General features: G+C 36.2%; 19 protein-coding genes. 9 read left to right on the forward strand and 10 right to left on the reverse strand.

Going from position 1 to position 18077, the window contains the following annotated elements; genetic code table 11:
• Positions 1-60: 60 nt before the first annotated feature.
• The 4 genes from J3U59_RS08470 to gatA all read right to left on the reverse strand — a co-directional run bounded on the left by J3U59_RS08470 (position 61) and on the right by gatA (position 3340).
• Positions 61-1104: an alcohol dehydrogenase catalytic domain-containing protein gene (locus J3U59_RS08470; protein WP_267333921.1), complete on the reverse strand. Its 1044-nt coding sequence runs from the start codon at positions 1102-1104 to the stop codon at positions 61-63.
• A 102-nt stretch (positions 1105-1206) separates the two neighbouring features.
• A complete protein-coding gene (locus J3U59_RS08475) occupies positions 1207-2583 on the reverse strand; it encodes a PTS galactitol transporter subunit IIC (protein ID WP_267333922.1) in 1377 nt (458 codons plus the stop codon).
• A gap of 4 nt (positions 2584-2587) precedes the next feature.
• Positions 2588-2872 (reverse strand): PTS galactitol transporter subunit IIB, encoded by a 285-nt coding sequence (gene gatB, locus J3U59_RS08480; protein WP_065634476.1) that lies wholly within the window; start codon positions 2870-2872, stop codon positions 2588-2590.
• Positions 2873-2887: 15 nt separating this feature from the next.
• Positions 2888-3340 carry a PTS galactitol transporter subunit IIA gene (gatA, locus tag J3U59_RS08485; RefSeq protein WP_267333923.1) on the reverse strand — a complete coding sequence of 151 codons (453 nt, stop codon included), beginning with the start codon at positions 3338-3340 and terminating at the stop codon, positions 2888-2890.
• A 269-nt stretch (positions 3341-3609) separates the two neighbouring features.
• On the opposite strand from gatA, the gene J3U59_RS08490 reads away from it, so the two are divergent.
• Both J3U59_RS08490 and edd read left to right on the forward strand, forming a co-directional pair.
• A complete protein-coding gene (locus J3U59_RS08490) occupies positions 3610-4140 on the forward strand; it encodes a gluconokinase, GntK/IdnK-type (protein ID WP_267333924.1) in 531 nt (176 codons plus the stop codon).
• Between the two features lie 46 nt (positions 4141-4186).
• Positions 4187-5992, forward strand: coding sequence for a phosphogluconate dehydratase (gene edd / locus J3U59_RS08495; protein WP_267333925.1), 1806 nt, complete (start codon positions 4187-4189; stop codon positions 5990-5992).
• Positions 5993-6092: 100 nt separating this feature from the next.
• On the opposite strand, the gene J3U59_RS08500 is transcribed toward edd, so the two are convergent.
• On the reverse strand, positions 6093-7814 hold the full coding sequence (locus J3U59_RS08500; protein ID WP_065634472.1) for a thiamine pyrophosphate-dependent enzyme: 1722 nt from the start codon (positions 7812-7814) through the stop codon (positions 6093-6095).
• A gap of 311 nt (positions 7815-8125) precedes the next feature.
• On the opposite strand from J3U59_RS08500, the gene J3U59_RS08505 reads away from it, so the two are divergent.
• From J3U59_RS08505 to fmt, 3 genes are all read left to right on the forward strand, one after another.
• Positions 8126-9943 carry an SLC13 family permease gene (locus J3U59_RS08505; RefSeq protein WP_369126357.1) on the forward strand — a complete coding sequence of 606 codons (1818 nt, stop codon included), beginning with the start codon at positions 8126-8128 and terminating at the stop codon, positions 9941-9943.
• 78 nt (positions 9944-10021) lie between these two features.
• Positions 10022-10324 carry a hypothetical protein gene (locus J3U59_RS08510; RefSeq protein ID WP_065634471.1) on the forward strand — a complete coding sequence of 101 codons (303 nt, stop codon included), beginning with the start codon at positions 10022-10024 and terminating at the stop codon, positions 10322-10324.
• 129 nt (positions 10325-10453) lie between these two features.
• A complete protein-coding gene (fmt, locus tag J3U59_RS08515; RefSeq protein WP_267333926.1) occupies positions 10454-11413 on the forward strand; it encodes a methionyl-tRNA formyltransferase in 960 nt (319 codons plus the stop codon).
• 34 nt (positions 11414-11447) lie between these two features.
• On the opposite strand, the gene tehB is transcribed toward fmt, so the two are convergent.
• Positions 11448-12314: an SAM-dependent methyltransferase TehB gene (tehB, locus tag J3U59_RS08520; RefSeq protein ID WP_267333927.1), complete on the reverse strand. Its 867-nt coding sequence runs from the start codon at positions 12312-12314 to the stop codon at positions 11448-11450.
• A gap of 193 nt (positions 12315-12507) precedes the next feature.
• On the opposite strand from tehB, the gene fabI reads away from it, so the two are divergent.
• Positions 12508-13296: an enoyl-ACP reductase FabI gene (gene fabI / locus J3U59_RS08525; protein ID WP_267333928.1), complete on the forward strand. Its 789-nt coding sequence runs from the start codon at positions 12508-12510 to the stop codon at positions 13294-13296.
• A 117-nt stretch (positions 13297-13413) separates the two neighbouring features.
• Here fabI and ppnP read toward each other — a convergent pair whose 3' ends face one another.
• Entirely contained in the window at positions 13414-13704 is a 291-nt protein-coding gene (gene ppnP, locus J3U59_RS08530) for a pyrimidine/purine nucleoside phosphorylase (protein ID WP_065634467.1), read from the reverse strand.
• Positions 13705-14031: 327 nt separating this feature from the next.
• Here ppnP and slyD point away from each other — a divergent pair, with 327 nt between their 5' ends.
• From slyD to J3U59_RS08545, 3 genes are all read left to right on the forward strand, one after another.
• Entirely contained in the window at positions 14032-14598 is a 567-nt protein-coding gene (slyD, locus tag J3U59_RS08535; RefSeq protein ID WP_267333929.1) for a peptidylprolyl isomerase, read from the forward strand.
• 159 nt (positions 14599-14757) lie between these two features.
• Positions 14758-15426, forward strand: coding sequence for a RadC family protein (gene radC / locus J3U59_RS08540; RefSeq protein ID WP_267344398.1), 669 nt, complete (start codon positions 14758-14760; stop codon positions 15424-15426).
• Positions 15427-15480: 54 nt separating this feature from the next.
• Positions 15481-15684 carry a SlyX family protein gene (locus tag J3U59_RS08545; protein WP_416379596.1) on the forward strand — a complete coding sequence of 68 codons (204 nt, stop codon included), beginning with the start codon at positions 15481-15483 and terminating at the stop codon, positions 15682-15684.
• A gap of 340 nt (positions 15685-16024) precedes the next feature.
• Here the strand turns inward: J3U59_RS08545 and rplQ are convergent, their stop codons facing one another.
• The 3 genes from rplQ to rpsD are packed head-to-tail and all read right to left on the reverse strand — an operon-like array spanning position 16025 to position 18076.
• Entirely contained in the window at positions 16025-16411 is a 387-nt protein-coding gene (rplQ, locus tag J3U59_RS08550) for a 50S ribosomal protein L17 (RefSeq protein WP_034884211.1), read from the reverse strand.
• Between the two features lie 29 nt (positions 16412-16440).
• Complete coding sequence (locus J3U59_RS08555; RefSeq protein ID WP_065634463.1) at positions 16441-17430, reverse strand: DNA-directed RNA polymerase subunit alpha; 990 nt, start codon at positions 17428-17430, stop codon at positions 16441-16443.
• Positions 17431-17455: 25 nt separating this feature from the next.
• Positions 17456-18076 (reverse strand): 30S ribosomal protein S4, encoded by a 621-nt coding sequence (rpsD, locus tag J3U59_RS08560; protein ID WP_065558591.1) that lies wholly within the window; start codon positions 18074-18076, stop codon positions 17456-17458.
• Position 18077: the final 1 nt, after the last annotated feature.

Raw genomic sequence — 18077 nt, forward strand, 5'->3', positions numbered from 1 at the left:
GTATAACAAACAAAATCAAAAGATAAGCGCTCTTTTTCATGGTGGAATTAATTTAAAATTCTAACGGCAATTCAATAAAATTTTGCCATTCATGGGTTGTCCATTCAAACTACTCACTTCATGAACAAAAGCGTCAAAATCACCAATCACAGCAATGAGATCATCAAGCTTAATTTTGCCGTCTACAAAAAATTGGCTCACCAGTTGCCACTCTTTACCAGGCCAAGGATCGGAATAGTTCATCCAACTACCTAAGATTGCAAGCTCCTTCCTTAAAATCAAACCAAATGTTTTTTCTGGCAAGGTAAGATCATTATGCAGTGTGCCAATCAAACAGACCTTGGCCCTAGGACCGGCAATTTCGATAGCTAATTTAACCGTAATAGGCGATCCTGCAGTTTCTAAAACAATTTGCTCAAAACGGCATGATGACAAAGCTTGATGAATATCTTGAACGGTTAAATCTTTAGAATTATAGACAGCATCAGCGCCTAATTTTTGAGCTAGTTTTAAACGCTCATCATTGATATCAACAACCGTAATCGATTTAGCCCCCATCGCTTTGGCACATAACAGGGTAAGTAACCCTATTGTGCCACCACCAACAATCACTAAATTTTTATCTTGGCATCCTTTAGCCAATAATAGTGCATGCATACCCACTGTCATTGGCTCAAAAAAAGCGCCTTCCAATGCATTTACTCCTTCGGGTAATTTAAATGCGTTTTTTTGATCTAATACTATATATTGAGCAAATCCACCTGCCATTCTTGATCCGACAAAGGTATAGTTTTTACACAGTGAATAATAGTGTTTTTGGCATTCATCACATTTAAAACAAGGCAATAAAGGCACACAAGAGATCAAATCACCAATTGCAAAGCCTGTGACTGCCTCGCCTTTTTCAACCACGGTACCACTAAACTCATGACCCAGTGTAATTGGATAAAAATGTGCAGCATGATGAAAGATTCTTGGGATATCAGAACCACATAAACCACAATAAGCCACTTTTACTAAAATTTGATTTTGCGAGGTTATTTTAGGTACTTCAACATGTTGTACAGCTAAAGTTCCGCCTTCATTGACAATAACTGTTTTCATTTTCATTTCCTTACGTTAGTCATCACATTTTGTTAATGTATTGCTTTGACTTATTACGCATAGTCAAAGCCAGTTAATTTTTTTTAAAGTGCAACTTCGAATTTATTGATTTATCTGGTCTTTTGCTATTATTTGCTGTTGCAATAATTTATGTTTTTGTGCTCGTTTCCAGGTTAAATACAGGCAGAACAAATAAAAGATACCAATAACTGCAAAACCAATAGGTTGATTTAAATTAACTAACTGAACCATGATATAGGTAATAGGCGAACCACCTTGATCCATCGCACCAACCGAGATGCCATTACCAGCAGTAATAGTACCGGCATTGACGGCAAGCTGAGTGGTTAGTGGCACCATTTGAGTTGCAATCCAAAGCGTAATAGCAATAATGATTGAACCGGAAATAATAATCCTAAATAGATTGCCTTGATGAATCGCCACACCCATTGCGATAAAAAAGCCAATTGTTGCTAAATCACCAAAAGGTAATACCTCATTACCGGGCAGCACAATGGCAATAAAAATACTTAATGGAATAAAAATTAAACTGGCAGATACGACTGTTGAGTGACCGAGTAATAAGGCAGGATCTAAACCAATTAAAAAGTCTTGCCCGCCAAATTTTGACTGTAAATGTTTACGTGCTTGTTTAGAAATAGGAGTTAATCCATCCATGATGGGTTTAATCACTCTTGGCATTAATAACATGACTGCCGCGGTTTGAATCGCCAGTTGTAATGTTTGTTTGACGCCATAACCTGCAAGTAATCCTAACAATATCCCCATAAATAAACCAACTGTAACCGGTTCGCCAAATGCGCCAAACCGTTTTTGCATATCAACAGCATTAAAATTAATTTTGTTAATGAAAGGGATTTTTTCAATTACTGTATCAACAAACACAGCTATCGGACCACAATATGCTGAGGTACCATGAGGCACGGCAATTCCATCTAACTCAAAAAAATCTTTTGTATCGTTAGCAAACCAATCACCTAATTTATAAGCAATAATGGCATGAACAATAACACCTAAAATACCTAACCAATAAGAACCAGTCGCGATATAAACAAGTGCACCTGTAAATGTCATGTGCCAAATATTCCAAATATCAACATTCACCACACGCGTCAATTTTAAAATTAACATAACTATATTGACGACAATGGCGATAGGAATGGCAACTAAGGCAATTTGTGAGGCCCAAGTCATTGGCGCTGCACCTGGCCATCCAACATCAACAATACTAAGACTAATATCAAACCGTTCCGCCATTGCTTGCGCCGCAGGTCCGACCGAACTAGTTAATAAACCAACAACCAATCCAATACCGACAAAACCAATACCTATATGGATTCCAGCTTTTAATGAATCACCCAGTTTCATTCTTAATGCTAACGAAAATAGGATAATGACAATAGGTAACATTACTGATGGACCTAGATCCAAAATGTACTGCATAATTTCAGTAAACATAGATTTATCCTTTTAAAATAGATAAGATTTTTTGTTTGAGTTGATCGATACCTACACCAGACACAAAAGGCATGCCATGTACAATAGGAATATCACCAAACTGTTGATCCATCTTTGCTGTAGTACAAATTAAGTCGACATCATCAATAAACGTGTTTATTTCGTTTATACGACATTGAATAAGATCAAGTTGAATATTATTTTCATTGCATAGTTCTTTTATTTCTTCCGCGGCTAATGTCGAAGTTGCAACAGCACCACCACAGGCAACAATAATCTTTTTTTTCATAAAAACTCCTGTAACTCATTGATGAAATATTACATTTTCAAAATGCGTCGTAATTTGTTCTTGCGATGCATTTAGAAGAAACTGATAAAATTCTTCATGTTGCAAATTAGTAAATAAGGCTTTTAAAAGCGCTAATTGATCTGCAGGCGAGGTAACAACTAACGAAATAATTAGCGAGACATCAACTAAACTATCATCATCAGCCCGATTGAAAGCAACCGGTGAACCTGTTCGCAAAATAAAAATAGCAGGGGTATTGGCATGTTCAGCTTCACAGTGAGGAATCGCAACAGCATAATTATCAAATGCAATGCCGGTTGGAAAGGCATTTTCTCTTGCGATAAGTGCTTGCAAATGACTTTTTTTAACAATTGTTTTTTGCTGCAATTGCTCACTGATATAGGTTAATGCTTCTAATTGATTTTTAAAAACAAGGTTGTCTTCGAAAAGAAGCCGGCATTTTTTCATAATTAATCTCCATACTTGATTTATGTTATTTCGAAAACAAAAGCTATATCGAAAGATTATTTTCTTTCGAATATAAAAGCAAACAGCAATAATAAGTTTTGTGATCGAAATCTATTTTTTTCAAATAAAGAGAAATAAATCATCTCCATCTAATTGAGATAGCAAGAGATAAAATCTGATCACGATCACAAAAAAATGTTTTATCTATTGCAAAAAAAGATTAATGTGACAAAATGTTACCCGTAACAAAGGAATAATAAGGATAAACAATGACTAAAAAAAATAAACAAGTTTTTGTTTTTATGGGAGTATCTGGTTGCGGAAAATCGGCTGTCGCAAAGCAAGTGGCTTATGACTTTGATGCTGCTTTTCTTGATGGTGATTTTTTACACTCTAAAGCAAATATCATAAAAATGCGTAATGGTATCCCATTAAATGATGATGATCGTATGCCTTGGCTCCATTTAATCAGTAATGCAGCATTTGCAATGAGTAATGTTAATAATATTTCGATCATAATTTGTTCATCGTTAAAAAAACGCTATCGAGATATTATTCGGGGTGAAAATGAAAATATTCACTTTATATACTTAAAAGGCAGCTTTAATGTTATTGCTGAACGGTTAGCAAAACGTGAAGGGCATTATCAAAAAGCCAATATGTTGCAATCACAATTTGATACCTTAGAAGAGCCGACGCCTGATGAAAAAGAGGTTTATACCATCAATATCGAACAGCCATTAGCAGGGGTTATCAACGATACTGAAAACGTCATCCGTTCAATTTGCCACTGCTTTTAACATATAAAAATTAAAAGAATATAACAATAAAAATTAAGAGGTTAATGTGAATCCAACAGTTCAAGCAGTTACACAGCGTATTATAGCGCGCTCAAAAGCTTCGCGTGAAGCTTATTTACAGAAAATAGAACATGCCATGTCTAACAGAGTCAATCGAGCCAATCTGCCTTGCAGTAATTTAGCACATGGTTTTGCCGCTTGTTGTATTGATGATAAAAATGACTTAAAAAATATATTAAAAAGTAATATTGGCATTATTAGTGCTTATAACGATATGTTATCAGCACATAAACCTTATGAGTTTTATCCAGAACAGATACGAAAAGTGCTGCATAAACTAGGTGCTGTTGGCCAAATGGCTGGCGGTGTACCGGCCATGTGTGATGGCGTTACGCAAGGTGAGCCGGGGATGGAACTTTCGTTAATGAGTCGAGATATCATTGCTATGTCAGTTGCTATTGGTTTGTCACACAATATGTTTGATGGCGCTTTATATCTTGGTATATGTGATAAAATTGTACCAGGATTATTTATCGGCGCGCTCACTTTTGGGCACTTACCTGCTATTTTTATACCAGCCGGCCCAATGCCTTCAGGTTTGCCAAATAAAGAAAAAGTTCGTATACGCCAGCTCTATTCAGAAGGAAAAGCCTCCCGCGAAGATTTATTAGAATCTGAATCAGCGTCATACCATACCAGTGGAACGTGTACTTTTTATGGCACCGCAAATAGTAATCAAATGGTCATTGAACTTATGGGATTACATTTACCCGGAGCCGCATTTGTCCATCCAGAAACAGCATTACGTTTTGAGTTAACTAATGCAGCCGCGCAGCAAATTACCCGCCTCACAAATCAATCAGGTAATTATATGCCTGTTGGTAAAATGGTTGATGAAAAAGTAATTGTAAATGGTCTAGTTGCATTACTCGCGACAGGTGGCTCAACCAATCTAACAATGCATATTGTTGCTATGGCTAAGGCTGCTGGGATTATCGTTAATTGGGATGATATTTCGGATCTTTCAACAGTTGTTCCACTCTTATGTCGAATTTATCCAAATGGCCCAGCTGATATTAATTATTTTCAAGCTGCCGGAGGAACATCACTACTTGTCAGAGAATTGCTTGAAGGTGGTCTATTACACGAAGATGTTGAAACTGTTGTTGGGCGAGGTCTTAGCCACTATACCAAAGAGCCTATTTTAGAAAATGGTAAATTAATTTTCCGCGAAGGTCCAAACAAATCACTCGACGAAAATGTTATCGCATCAATTAAAAAGCCATTTGATTCACATGGCGGCTTAAAAGTCATGTCTGGCAATTTAGGGCGAGCTATTATGAAAACGTCTGCTATCGCTAAAGAGCATCAAATAATTGAAGCACCAGCAGTAATATTTAATAGTCAATATGATTTAGATGCAGATTATAAAGCAGGTAAGTTAGATAAAGATTGTGTTGTTGTTGTTCGTTATCAAGGACCAAAAGCAATTGGTATGCCTGAATTACATAAACTGATTACACCACTCGGTGTTTTACAAGATCGTGGGTACAAAGTTGCGTTATTAACGGATGGTCGATTATCTGGTGCATCAGGCAAAGTACCAGCAGCAATTCATGTGACGCCAGAAGCTTACGAAGGGGGATTGTTAAGTAAAGTGCAAGAGGGTGATATTATTCGAGTTAATGGTCAAACGGGTGAAATCACTTTACTTGTAGATGAAGCTGAACTCGCTAAGCGTCAACCTTATGCGTTTGATTTACATGATTCTCATTATGGCTATGGCCGTGAGCTTTTTTCGGTTATTCGGGAAAATTTAACTTCAGCAGAACAAGGGGCGGTGAGCTTTTAATTCGATTTTCTGCCGCATGTTGCGGCAGAAATCTTAATATATCATGTAATTAGCCTTTATCTTAAACTTCATGATACATCATTAGGCGACTTAGCATGAATTATTTTTTAATGAAATTATCCACTAACAAATCAACTACATCTCCCATTTTGCCGTGCAATGAGGCTTTTACACTATAAAGTGCCATACCCATCACTTGTGACGCTTGGATTTCAGGTGGCATAACAAGCTCATTTGAGCTGGTTTTCACATCCAACAATGCAGGGCCTGGGTGTGATAAAAATGATTGCATTGCTGCTTCAAGCAGATCAGAGTCTTCTACACTTATTGCAAACAATCCCATAGATTCAGCAACTTTAGCAAAATTAGGGTTTTGTAGGTCGGTATAATGATCAACCAATCCTTCTACTTTCTGCTCTAATTCAACAAAATTAAGTGAACCATTGTTAAGTACGATAATTTTTATTGGTAATTTTTCTTGGATGGTGGTTAATAAATCCCCCATCAACATACTAATACCACCGTCACCAGATAAAGTTATGACTTGGCGATTAGGAAATGCCTTTTGTACACCTAACGCTTGAGGCATCGCATTTGCCATTGTGCCATGTTTTAAACTAATTACGGTGCGTCTTTTACCATTAGTATTAAAATGTCTACATGCCCAAACCATAGCAGATCCAACATCAGCACAAAGAACCGCATCATCTGTTGCATATTTATCCACTAATTCAGTTAAATATTGAGGATGAATGGTTGCTTTTGAAGGCATTGATTTTTTATTTAATTTATTCATTGACTTGGTGTATAGCTCACGACATTTCACTAAGAAAGCTGTCTCTTGCTTTTCGTTAATTAATGGCAATAAAGCTGTAATTGTTGGTTTAGTACTACCAACAACGCCCACACTCACAGGATGACGTCGTCCAAGATGCGTAGCATCAATGTCAACTTGGATAATGATTGCTTTATTTGGGTAAAATTGTGACCAAGCAAAATCAGCACCTAACATCAGTAGTACGTCACAATCTTTGATTGCGGTCGAACCTGATTCAACCCCAAACATACCAGTCATACCCACATTATATGGGTTATCATATTCAACAAAATCTTTGGCTCTTGATGTATGCACAATTGGCGCTTTTAGTTTTTCTGCAAGACCAATTAATTCATCATGAGCCTCATGAGCGCCTTGTCCGGCAAAGATTGCTATCTTATGATTTTTATTTAATATATCGGCAATTTGATTAAGTTCTTCGTTAGAAGGATGAATAATTGGTTTAGGATGGTAAATTTTATGACCACTATTATCTTCTACTTTTTCTAAACTAATATTATAAGGAATGACTAAAACAGCAACGCCTCGTTGATTAATCGCAGCTTGAACTGCCGCTGTGGTTATTTGTCTTGCTTGTGTTGGATCATTTATTTCCTGACAAAATACCGAACAATTTTTATAAACAGATGGAAAATCAACTTCTTGTGGAAAATCAGTTCCTCTTTGTGAAGTAACCAATTGGCTTGCTAATAAAATAACCGGCACTTTATTACGTTGCGCTTCGTAAATACCATTAATAAAGTGTAAGCTTCCTGGTCCACATGAACCTGCACATGCAGTTATTTGATCAGTTAGATAAGCTTCAGCGCCTGCAGCAAAAGCCCCCACTTCCTCATGACGAACGTGCACCCACTCAATATCACTTTTTTTAATGGCAGATGTAATTTGGTTTAATGTATCGCCCACAATCCCATAACAATGTTTAACTCCGGCTTCACCTAAAACATCGACTATAATTTGTGCTACTGATTTTTTTGATGACATAGTTTCTCCTAAAAACTTTTATTGTTTTATTCCACTTTTAGATGCATAAATTACACCTACTTTGCCATAATGCGAATAGGTTATAAAAAAAACAGCAGAAAATGTTAAAAATGTAATAATAAAGTGGGCAATTTTAAGATAACTTGACTGGATAATATTCCCTATTACAATAAATCAATGTATTATGTTTAACATAGTATTTACTTCATAGAGTTGCTTTTGTGAAACAATTGTCATCTGAGCATGGGTTAATATCATCAATTTCTGCTCTGTTACCTGATTATTTATCCCAATATTTTCCATTATTAATTATTTGTATATTGTTATTGATCGCAATTTTACTATTTTCGTTTAGTAAATTGAGAATGGACATAATAGCGATACTGACAATTACCGCTATTACCATTACAGGTATATTAACACCATCTGAAGCATTAGCCGGATTTAGCGATCCCAATATCGTTCTTATTGCATTATTATTTATCATTGGTGAAAGCCTAGTTAGAACCGGTATATCGTTTAAAATGAGTGAATATATCCTAAAAATAGCGGGTAAGAACGATATTCGTATCATCATTTATATTATGCTGGGCTCTGCTCTACTCGGTTCAATAATGAGTTCTACTGGCGTAGTTGCGATTTTTATTCCGGTTGCTATCAGTATTGCCAATCATACGGGTATTCATGTCAAAAAATTGATGATGCCACTTTGTATTGCCGCTCTTATTAGCGGTATGATGACTTTAGTTGCAACTGCACCAAATTTAGTCGTAAATAGTGAACTTAGCCATTTTAAATTAACTGAGTTTGGTTTTTTCTCAATTACGCCAATAGGTTTAGGCGTATTGTTTGTTGGTCTTATTTACTGTGTATTAACTCGTAACTGGTTGCTTACCGCAGATCAACTTGCGCCAACAACAATTCAACCGCAAAGACGACGAATTACGGATTTGATTCGTGACTATAAATTAATTGGTCGAGCACATCGTGCGCAAATTTTAGCGGGTTCACCTTTTGTTGGTCGAACCATCGATGGCCTACACTTGCGTAGTGAACATGGCGTAAATGTTATTGGTATTGAACGTTGGCGTAAATTCCAAAAGGTTCTTATTCCCGTCAATGGTTCAACGGAATTTAGAGAAAACGATATATTACTGCTTGATATGTCACACTCCGAAGCTGACTATCGTACTTTTCTAAATACCAATAATCTTGAACCTAAGGTATTGCGTGGTGAATATTTTTCAGAACAAGTTAAAGAGGTCGGTATGGCTGAAGTTGCCTTATTACCGGAATCAAGCTTATGTGGTAAAACACTTAATGAAATCGATTTTCGTAGTAAATATTTTTTGACCGTAATCGGTATTTGGCGCAATCATGCTCCTGTTGAAACTAATAACTTATTCCAAGAACGATTAGAAATGAGTGATACCCTGTTAGTCTGTGGAGATTGGGGATCAATTCAAAAACTACAAACCCGTACCAGTGATTTTGTAGTACTCGATTATCCTTCCGATATCGATGACATTGCTCCAGCAAGCTCACAAGCTTATGCTGCCTTAATTAATTTAGCTATCATGATTATATTAATGGTAACCGGTATTGTGCCAAATGTTGTTGCAGCACTTATTGCCTGTTTATTAATGGGCGCAACAAAATGCATTGATATGACTAACGCCTACAAGTCAATACACTGGCCAACATTAATTTTAATTATAGGGATGATGCCTTTTGCATTAGCACTAAATAAAACTGGTGGTATATCACTCATTTCGGCTTGGCTTGAAGTCCATTTACGATCTTTTGGTCCATATATGGTACTTACCTTTGTTTTTTTATTATGTTCAATTGTCGGATTATTTATTTCTAATACAGCGACCGCCATATTAATCGCGCCAATTGCGATTGATTTAGCCTTAAAATTTGGTTATTCCCCTTATCCATTCGCTATGACTGTTGCCATCGCAACCTCTGCGTCGTTTATCACACCCGTTTCTTCGCCAGTTAAAACGATGGTAGTTGCGCCTGGGGGGTATAGTTTTAGTGATTTTGTTAAAGTTGGCGTACCATTAACCTTTTTAGTGATGGCGGTTGATATTGCTTTAGTGCCAATATTCTTCCCGTTTTAAAGCTTAACGGCTATAATGATTGATAACTGATAATATTAATACATACTTCACGAAATTAATGAATAGGAGAATTAAAAAATGATGAATTTTCTACAAACTATTTTAGCTCTAGCGGTTGCAGCCGCGATTATTATCGGTTTACTGACTTTTATCGGATTACTGGCTAAGTTTCAATGTTATAGAACTATAAAACAAGTTGAATCTGGCAAAATGAGTGATGCCACACTGATGCGCCGTTATAATATGACCAAAAAATATAAAGACAGTGTTTTTTGGACATTTTTTAATTATGGTATTTACTATAAATACGGTAAGAAATTAAATCAAAAAGTTTTTGAAGTTTTTAAAGAATGTATGATTAAACGAAATCTACCTTTATAAAATTTTTACTTATTCTCTATCTTGAAGCAAAGGCGCTAATTATCAATTAAGCGCCTTTCTGTTTAAAGATTCTCAAGAAAATTTCAGTTATAATGCCACTCATTATTTTCTGATTATGGATAAAGATACATGCCACAAAATATCAAGCCATTAAACATTATTTTTGCAGGTACCCCTGATTTTGCAGCCAAACACCTACAAGCTTTAATCGAAGCGAAACATAATGTGATAGCTGTTTTTACTCAGCCCGATCGTCCTGCTGGGCGTGGTAATAAGTTAACGGCAAGTCCGGTTAAACAATTAGCCATCGAAAATCATCTTCCGGTTTATCAACCAGCTACACTCAAAACTGAAGAAAATCAAAAAATCATTGCTGAGCTCAATGCCGACATTATGATTGTGGTGGCATATGGTCTTATTTTACCGCAAGCTGTGCTTAATATGCCTAAACTAGGTTGTTTAAATGTGCATGGTTCATTATTACCAAGATGGCGCGGCGCAGCTCCTATTCAACGCGCTTGTTGGGCAGGTGATACTTTAACCGGTATTACGATTATGCAAATGGATGCTGGGCTTGATACGGGTGATATGTTATATAAGCTCACCTGTCCAATTGAACCTTCTGATACCAGTGCAACGTTATATAACAAACTGGCACAATTAGGTCCACAAGGACTACTTGATACCTTAACACTAATTACCGAAGGAAAAATCCAACCCGAAAAACAAGATCCATCACAGGTTACTTACGCTGAAAAATTATCTAAACAAGAAGCTAAACTTGATTGGAACCTATCGGCACAGCAACTTGAACGTTGCATTCGCGCCTTTAATCCTTGGCCTGTGAGTTATTTTGACGTTAATGGCGAGCCAGTAAAGGTATGGCAAGCAGAAGTGATAAAAACATCCAACAATCAACCTGTTGGTACTATTTTACAAGCGGATAAAAAAGGGATATGTATTGCAACAAGTGATGGCGCATTAAATATGACACTTTTACAACCCGCAGGTAAAAAACCGATGTCAGCTCAAGATCTATTGAACTCTCGCAAAGCATGGTTTGAAGTAGGTAAGATACTGGAGAAATAATTAAAAAGATATTGCAGGATAAATTCCTGTAATATTATCGTTTTTTGGCTAACAGCGTCGCAAAGCGGAGCTTTATTCGGTTGCCATGGATATCCGTTTTATGCAGTTCGCCAACATCTTCATTGTATTTTAGGATGTCCCAATTTTGATAATAATTAAGTAACTCATTCTCTTTAAACGTAAACGAAAATCCTACAGTGCAAGGAAAATCATCAGTTGACATAGCGCAAACAATTAAATTATAACCACCCGTTTTAGTTATGTTTTGCATATTATGAATGATATCGGGAATTCTATCTGGTTGTAAAAACATCATTACAACAGTTGAAATAATTAAATCGTAGTTACCTTTTAAATTAGCCTGGTTAATATCATAAATAGATGCATTGATATGCGATAAATGATCGTTTGCAATAATTTCTTGTAAATTACTAATACTCATTTCTGACTTATCAACGGCATCAACATCAAAACCAAGTAGCTGTAGATAGAGTGAATTACGGCCTGAACCACAACCTAAATCTAGCGCTTTTCCGGCCTGAATGATTTGACAGACTTCCAACACGTCAGAATGGGTTTTAGTCATCTGATATTTTTTCTGGCTATAATCCTCAGGTTGACAATAAAAAGCCAACTGGCACTGCAAATCATCTGAAACTTGAGCTATTCGATGCCATTGCTGAGGCTCAATAAATGGAGGCTGATGCTCAACATCAAAAACATATTGAGAAACGATATCGCCTTGCTCGGTTAACATATCAAAATTGATATGACCTTTTATAATGTTTAATTTTGCCCAAGTACCTAGTTGTGTATTATGTTTTTCACAAAACAAATCGGGTAACGTTTTTGCATCCCAAACAGGAAACGTTTTGTAGCAAACTAAATCTTTATCTTTCATCACGAAGTACCAACAATGCTATCTAATAGTTGATTATTATAGTCAAGTATTAACCCAATAAACAACTTACTTTTTATAAATAAAATGATGTTTAAATCAGGAAAAATAAATTTATAGTAGCGAAGTTAACTATATCAACATATAATCATCAGCATTCTAAAATATAGAGTAATAAATATTAGAGGAACAATTTATGGGATTTTTAACAGGTAAACGCATACTGGTTACCGGCGTTGCAAGTAATCGTTCTATTGCTTACGGTATTGCAAAAGCGATGCACCGTGAAGGCGCAGAATTAGCTTTTACTTATCAAAGCGAAAAATTAAAAGGCCGTGTTGAAGAGTTTGCTGCTGATTTTAATTCTAAAATCGTTTTACCTTGTGATGTCGCGCATGATGAAAGCATCACAACATTATTTACAGAGCTAGCTAAAACTTGGGATAAATTCGATGGTTTTGTTCATGCAATCGCCTTCGCACCAGGTGATCAATTAGATGGTGATTATGTTAATGCGGTAACGCGTGAAGGTTTTGCCATTGCGCATGATATTAGCTCTTATAGCTTTGTTGCGATGGCTAAAGCTTGTCGTTCAATGCTGAATCCTAACTCAGCATTAGTCACGCTTTCTTATTTAGGCGCTGAACGTGCAATTCCTAATTATAATGTTATGGGTCTTGCTAAAGCATCTTTAGAAGCAAATGTACGTTATATGGCAAATGCAATGGGACCTGAAGGTATTCGTGTCAATGCCATTTCTGCTGGCCCTATTCGTACTTTAGCTGCATCAGGCATTAAAGACTTTAAAAAGATGTTATCACATTGTGAATCAGTAACGCCTATTCGTCGTACAGTAACGATTGAAGATGTCGGTAATTCAGCAGCATTCTTATGTTCCAATTTATCGTCAGGCATTACGGGTGAAGTCATCCATGTTGATGGTGGCTTTAGCATCGCGGCGATGAATGAGTTAGAACTTAAATAAGTTATCGATTCAGTTATAAAAACGCTAAAATACTCCCACCCCATTGGTGGGAGTATCGTTCTAGGCATTAATTAATGTTTAATTATCTTAAAGCCATAATAAATTAAAATAGCCTTATTAATTTGCTAAATAACGACAAAGATAAGCTGTCGCTTCAACAACCTGAACATCAAATTTGCTTTCACCAGCAACATGAAAAACTTGTCCTGCTTGGAAAACTTGCCAATCATCGGCTGTAGGTAGTAACACCTTAAGCGAACCCGTTATAACTGTCATTTCTTCAGGATTGATAGTACTAAAAATATATTCGCCCGGTAACATTACACCAACAGAAGCAGAACCAGCCGAAGCATTTTCAAAACTAATTGATTTAACTTTACCATCAAAATATTCATTAACATTTAACATTGTGATACCTACCCGTTATTTTCTATATCGTAAATTTAACTGATTGCAAACTTCTGATTTAAGTCTACAAATTCGAATCATCATTTCCTAATACACTATAATTTACTGTCATATACAGTTAAGGTAAATAAGATTTTTACAAGGCCATATAAAATAACCAATTTAGCAATAACGTAAATTTTGATAAATTAATTTTTTATAAAAACCTTATTTAGTTTCATCTTAAACATAGTGATTTGTAATAAACTTAAGAAAATAGCATACAGATGGAGTTTTTTCCGTTAAAATCTATGCCAATTTGCGCAATACAAGTTTGTTGGAGAAAATATGAAAATAGCAAAAAACACGGTGGTTAGTTTAGCTTATCAAGTTAGAACAAAAGATGGGGTTTTAGTTGATGAAGCAACAGCGGCTGCACCACTTGAATATTTACAAGGTGCAGGAAACTTATTACAAGACCTTGAAAATGCCTTAGAAGGCCATCAAGTTGGTGATAAATTTGATGTTGAAATCATCAATGCCTATGGAGATTTTAACGATGCTTTAGTACAAAACGTTCCTCGTGATGTTTTTGTAGGCGTTGATGAATTAGAAGTTGGTATGCGTTTTTTTGCTGATACCGACCATGGCTCATTACCGGTTGAAATCACAGCTATTGATGGCGATACAGTGACTATTGATGGTAATCATATGTTAGCAGGACAAGATCTACAATTTAATGTTGAAGTATTAGCGGTTCGTGAAGCAACAGAAGAAGAGATAGCACATGGACACATTCACGGTGCACACGGGCACGACCATGGACATGGTGGTTGCGGTTGTGGTGGCCACGATGATGAAGATGAAGATACAGGTTGCTGTGGCGGTGGTCATGGTGGCTGTGGTTGTCATTAATTCACCGAACAAAATTCATTACAAAAGCGCCTGTCGGCGCTTTTTTTTCGTAAAGAATTCATGTATTTTGTGATTAATTTCCCAAAATTTTAAATTGGGCCTTTATACTTCCTTCTTTTTATCAATAATTTATTCTTATTTTGGAATAAATTACTAATTATGTCCTCACCCTCGCCAACATTAATGCCTCGTGAAAAACTCTTACGTTTTGGGGTTGAAACATTAAGTGATGCTGAATTGCTCGCATTATTTTTACGTACAGGTACGCGAAATATACCTGTTTTAGAATTATCACAAAAATTATTAAATGAATTTGGTTCTTTTTATAATTTAATTAATGCAAGTCACAGTGATTTTTGTAAAAAACATGGTTTAGGTACCGCCAAATACACACAACTAAAGGCGGTTGTCGAACTTTCACATCGCTATCTTAAAGTGAAAATAATGAAAGAAAATTCCCTTACTTCACCTTCTTTAACTCATCATTATTTAGCAAGTCGATTAGCAAACAAAGATCGTGAAATTTTTATGGTGATTTTTTTAGATAACCAAAATCATGTAATTACTGCAGAAGAAATGTTTACTGGTACCTATAACTGTGTTGAAGTTCATCCGCGCGAAATTGCTAGACAGGCATTACAGTATAATGCAGCTGCATTAATTCTAGCGCATAATCACCCTTCTGGTATTGCAGAGCCCAGTCAAGCCGATCGCGTCCTGACACAAAAGATTGAACAAGTTTGTGAATTAATTGATATTCGGATTCTTGATCATCTTGTGATAGGTAAAGGACAATATGTGTCATTTGCTGAACGAGGATGGATTTAATAACCATTTTTACTTACAATGTATCTTTACTTACACACTCTTATTAAAGATCTTATGAAACAACGATTAGAATTATTAGAAACCAAAGTAGCATTTCAAGATATGACCATTGAAGAACTCAATCAGATGGTCATGCACCTACAAGCTGATATTAGCAAATTAAAAGAACAATTAATGCTTTTATCACAAAAAATACAAGCAAATCAGTCATCTAATATTGCCAGCTTAGCAGAAGAAACACCACCCCCACATTATTAAACGACCTTGAAATTAACCTATTTTTATTTAAGAACAATTAAAATTAATCAACAAAACAGACAGTAAGCTTAATATATTTTAATTACGTGAAATTAATTGAAGTATTAAAACGACTTTAGTATAGCTAACAATATAACAACTGTATGTCAGATAAAATATCGAAAACTATAAACAATTTATTCCAATTATTTGTTTAGGAAACTTATCAAAGCAACCATTACGATAGTGGTTGTCTAAAATCATCAAGTTTGTTTATTAAAGATGAAGGTATAAAAGTTAAATTCAGCTCAATAAAAAACCGGCTTAATTGCCGGTTTTAGTTCTCAATGAGTTAAATTTTTTATTCAGCTGCTGCTTCTGCTTCTACTGCAGGGCGATCAACTAATTCAATATAAGCCATTGGTGCATTATCTCCATCGCGGAAACCACATTTTAAAATACGTACATAACCACCAGGACGGGTAGCAAAACGTGGACCTAAATCTGAAAATAATTTTTTCACTGTATCTTTATCACGGATACGAGCAAAAGCCAAACGGCGATTAGCTACGCTATCGCTTTTGGCTAGCGTAATTAACGGTTCAACAACACGACGCAACTCTTTTGCTTTAGGCAATGTAGTTTTGATGATTTCATGTTCAACAAGTGAACTAGTCATGTTACGAAACATTGCTTGACGATGGCTGCTATTTCGGTTCAGTTGACGACCACTTTTACGATGGCGCATAACTTTATCCTTCTTATATAAATTTTATCTTAGTCTTCAACAATACTTGCTGGTGGCCAGTTCTCAAGACGCATGCCTAAAGATAAACCACGAGAAGCGAGCACATCCTTAATTTCAGTAAGCGATTTCTTACCAAGATTAGGGGTTTTAAGTAGCTCAACTTCGGTACGTTGTACTAAATCACCAATATAATGAACTGCTTCTGCTTTTAAGCAATTAGCAGACCGAACAGTTAATTCGAGATCATCTACTGGACGTAGAAGAATCGGATCAAATTCCGGTTTATCTTCTTTAACTTCAGGTTGACGTACATCACGTAAATCAACGAAAGCTTCAAGTTGTTCAGCCAAAATAGTTGATGCGCGACGAATAGATTCTTCTGGATCAATGGTACCATTGGTTTCCATATCGATAACCAGTTTATCTAAATCGGTACGTTGTTCCACACGAGCCGCATCGACAGAATATGCAATGCGCTCAACTGGGCTATAACAAGCATCAACTAATAGACGACCAATTGGTCGCTCTTCATCTTCTGACTTAACGCGAGCAGAAGCAGGGACATAACCACGTCCTCGTTGTACACGAATACGCATACTAATTGAAGCATTGGCATCAGTAAGATGACAAATTACTAAATCAGGATTAACAATTTCAACATCACCATCATGAGTGATATCCGATGCAGTAACTGCACCAATACCTGATTTATTTAAAGTCAGCATAACATCATCTTTAGTATGCACACGTACTGCTAATTTTTTCAAATTAAGCAGAATATCAAGTACATCTTCTTGAACGCCTTCTTTAGTACTATACTCATGCAGAACACCGTCAATTTCAACTTCGGTTACTGCATATCCCGGCATAGATGATAATAAAATGCGGCGTAGTGCATTACCTAAAGTATGTCCAAAACCACGCTCAAGTGGCTCTAAAGTCACTTTTGCATGAGTTGGGCTGTATTGAACAACATCAACTAGGTGAGGTTTTAAAAACTCTGTTACAGAACCCTGCATTATGTCCTCTCTTAAGTGCTAAACTTTACTTAGAGTAAAGTTCGACGATCAAATGTTCGTTGATGTCAGCAGATAAATCTGAACGTTCTGGTAAGCGTTTGAATACACCTTCCATTTTGCTAGCATCAACTTCTAACCATGTTGGTTTTTCACGTTGTTCAGCTAACTCTAAAGCGGCTTTAATACGTGCTTGTTTTTTTGATTTTTCACGAACACTAATCACATCTTCAGGCGAAACTTGATAAGACGCAATGTTCACAACGTGACCATTAACAAGAACAGCTTTATGACTAACTAACTGACGAGCTTCAGCACGAGTTGCGCCAAATCCCATACGATAAACAACGTTATCTAAACGACGTTCTAAAAGACCAAGTAGGTTTTCACCAGTATTGCCTTTAATACGCGCAGCATTTTTATAGTAATTACGGAATTGACGTTCTAAAATTCCATAAATACGTCTAACTTTTTGTTTTTCACGTAACTGAACACCATAATCGGATAAACGCGGTTTACGCGCACCATGTTGTCCAGGCGCTTGTTCTAACTTACATTTACTGTCAACCGCTCGGACACCAGATTTAAGGAATAAATCAGTACCTTCACGACGACTTAATTTGAGCTTTGGTCCCAAATATCTTGCCATT

Source organism: Gilliamella sp. B3783, assembly GCF_026536125.1.
In the GTDB taxonomy this organism is placed as follows: domain Bacteria; phylum Pseudomonadota; class Gammaproteobacteria; order Enterobacterales; family Orbaceae; genus Gilliamella.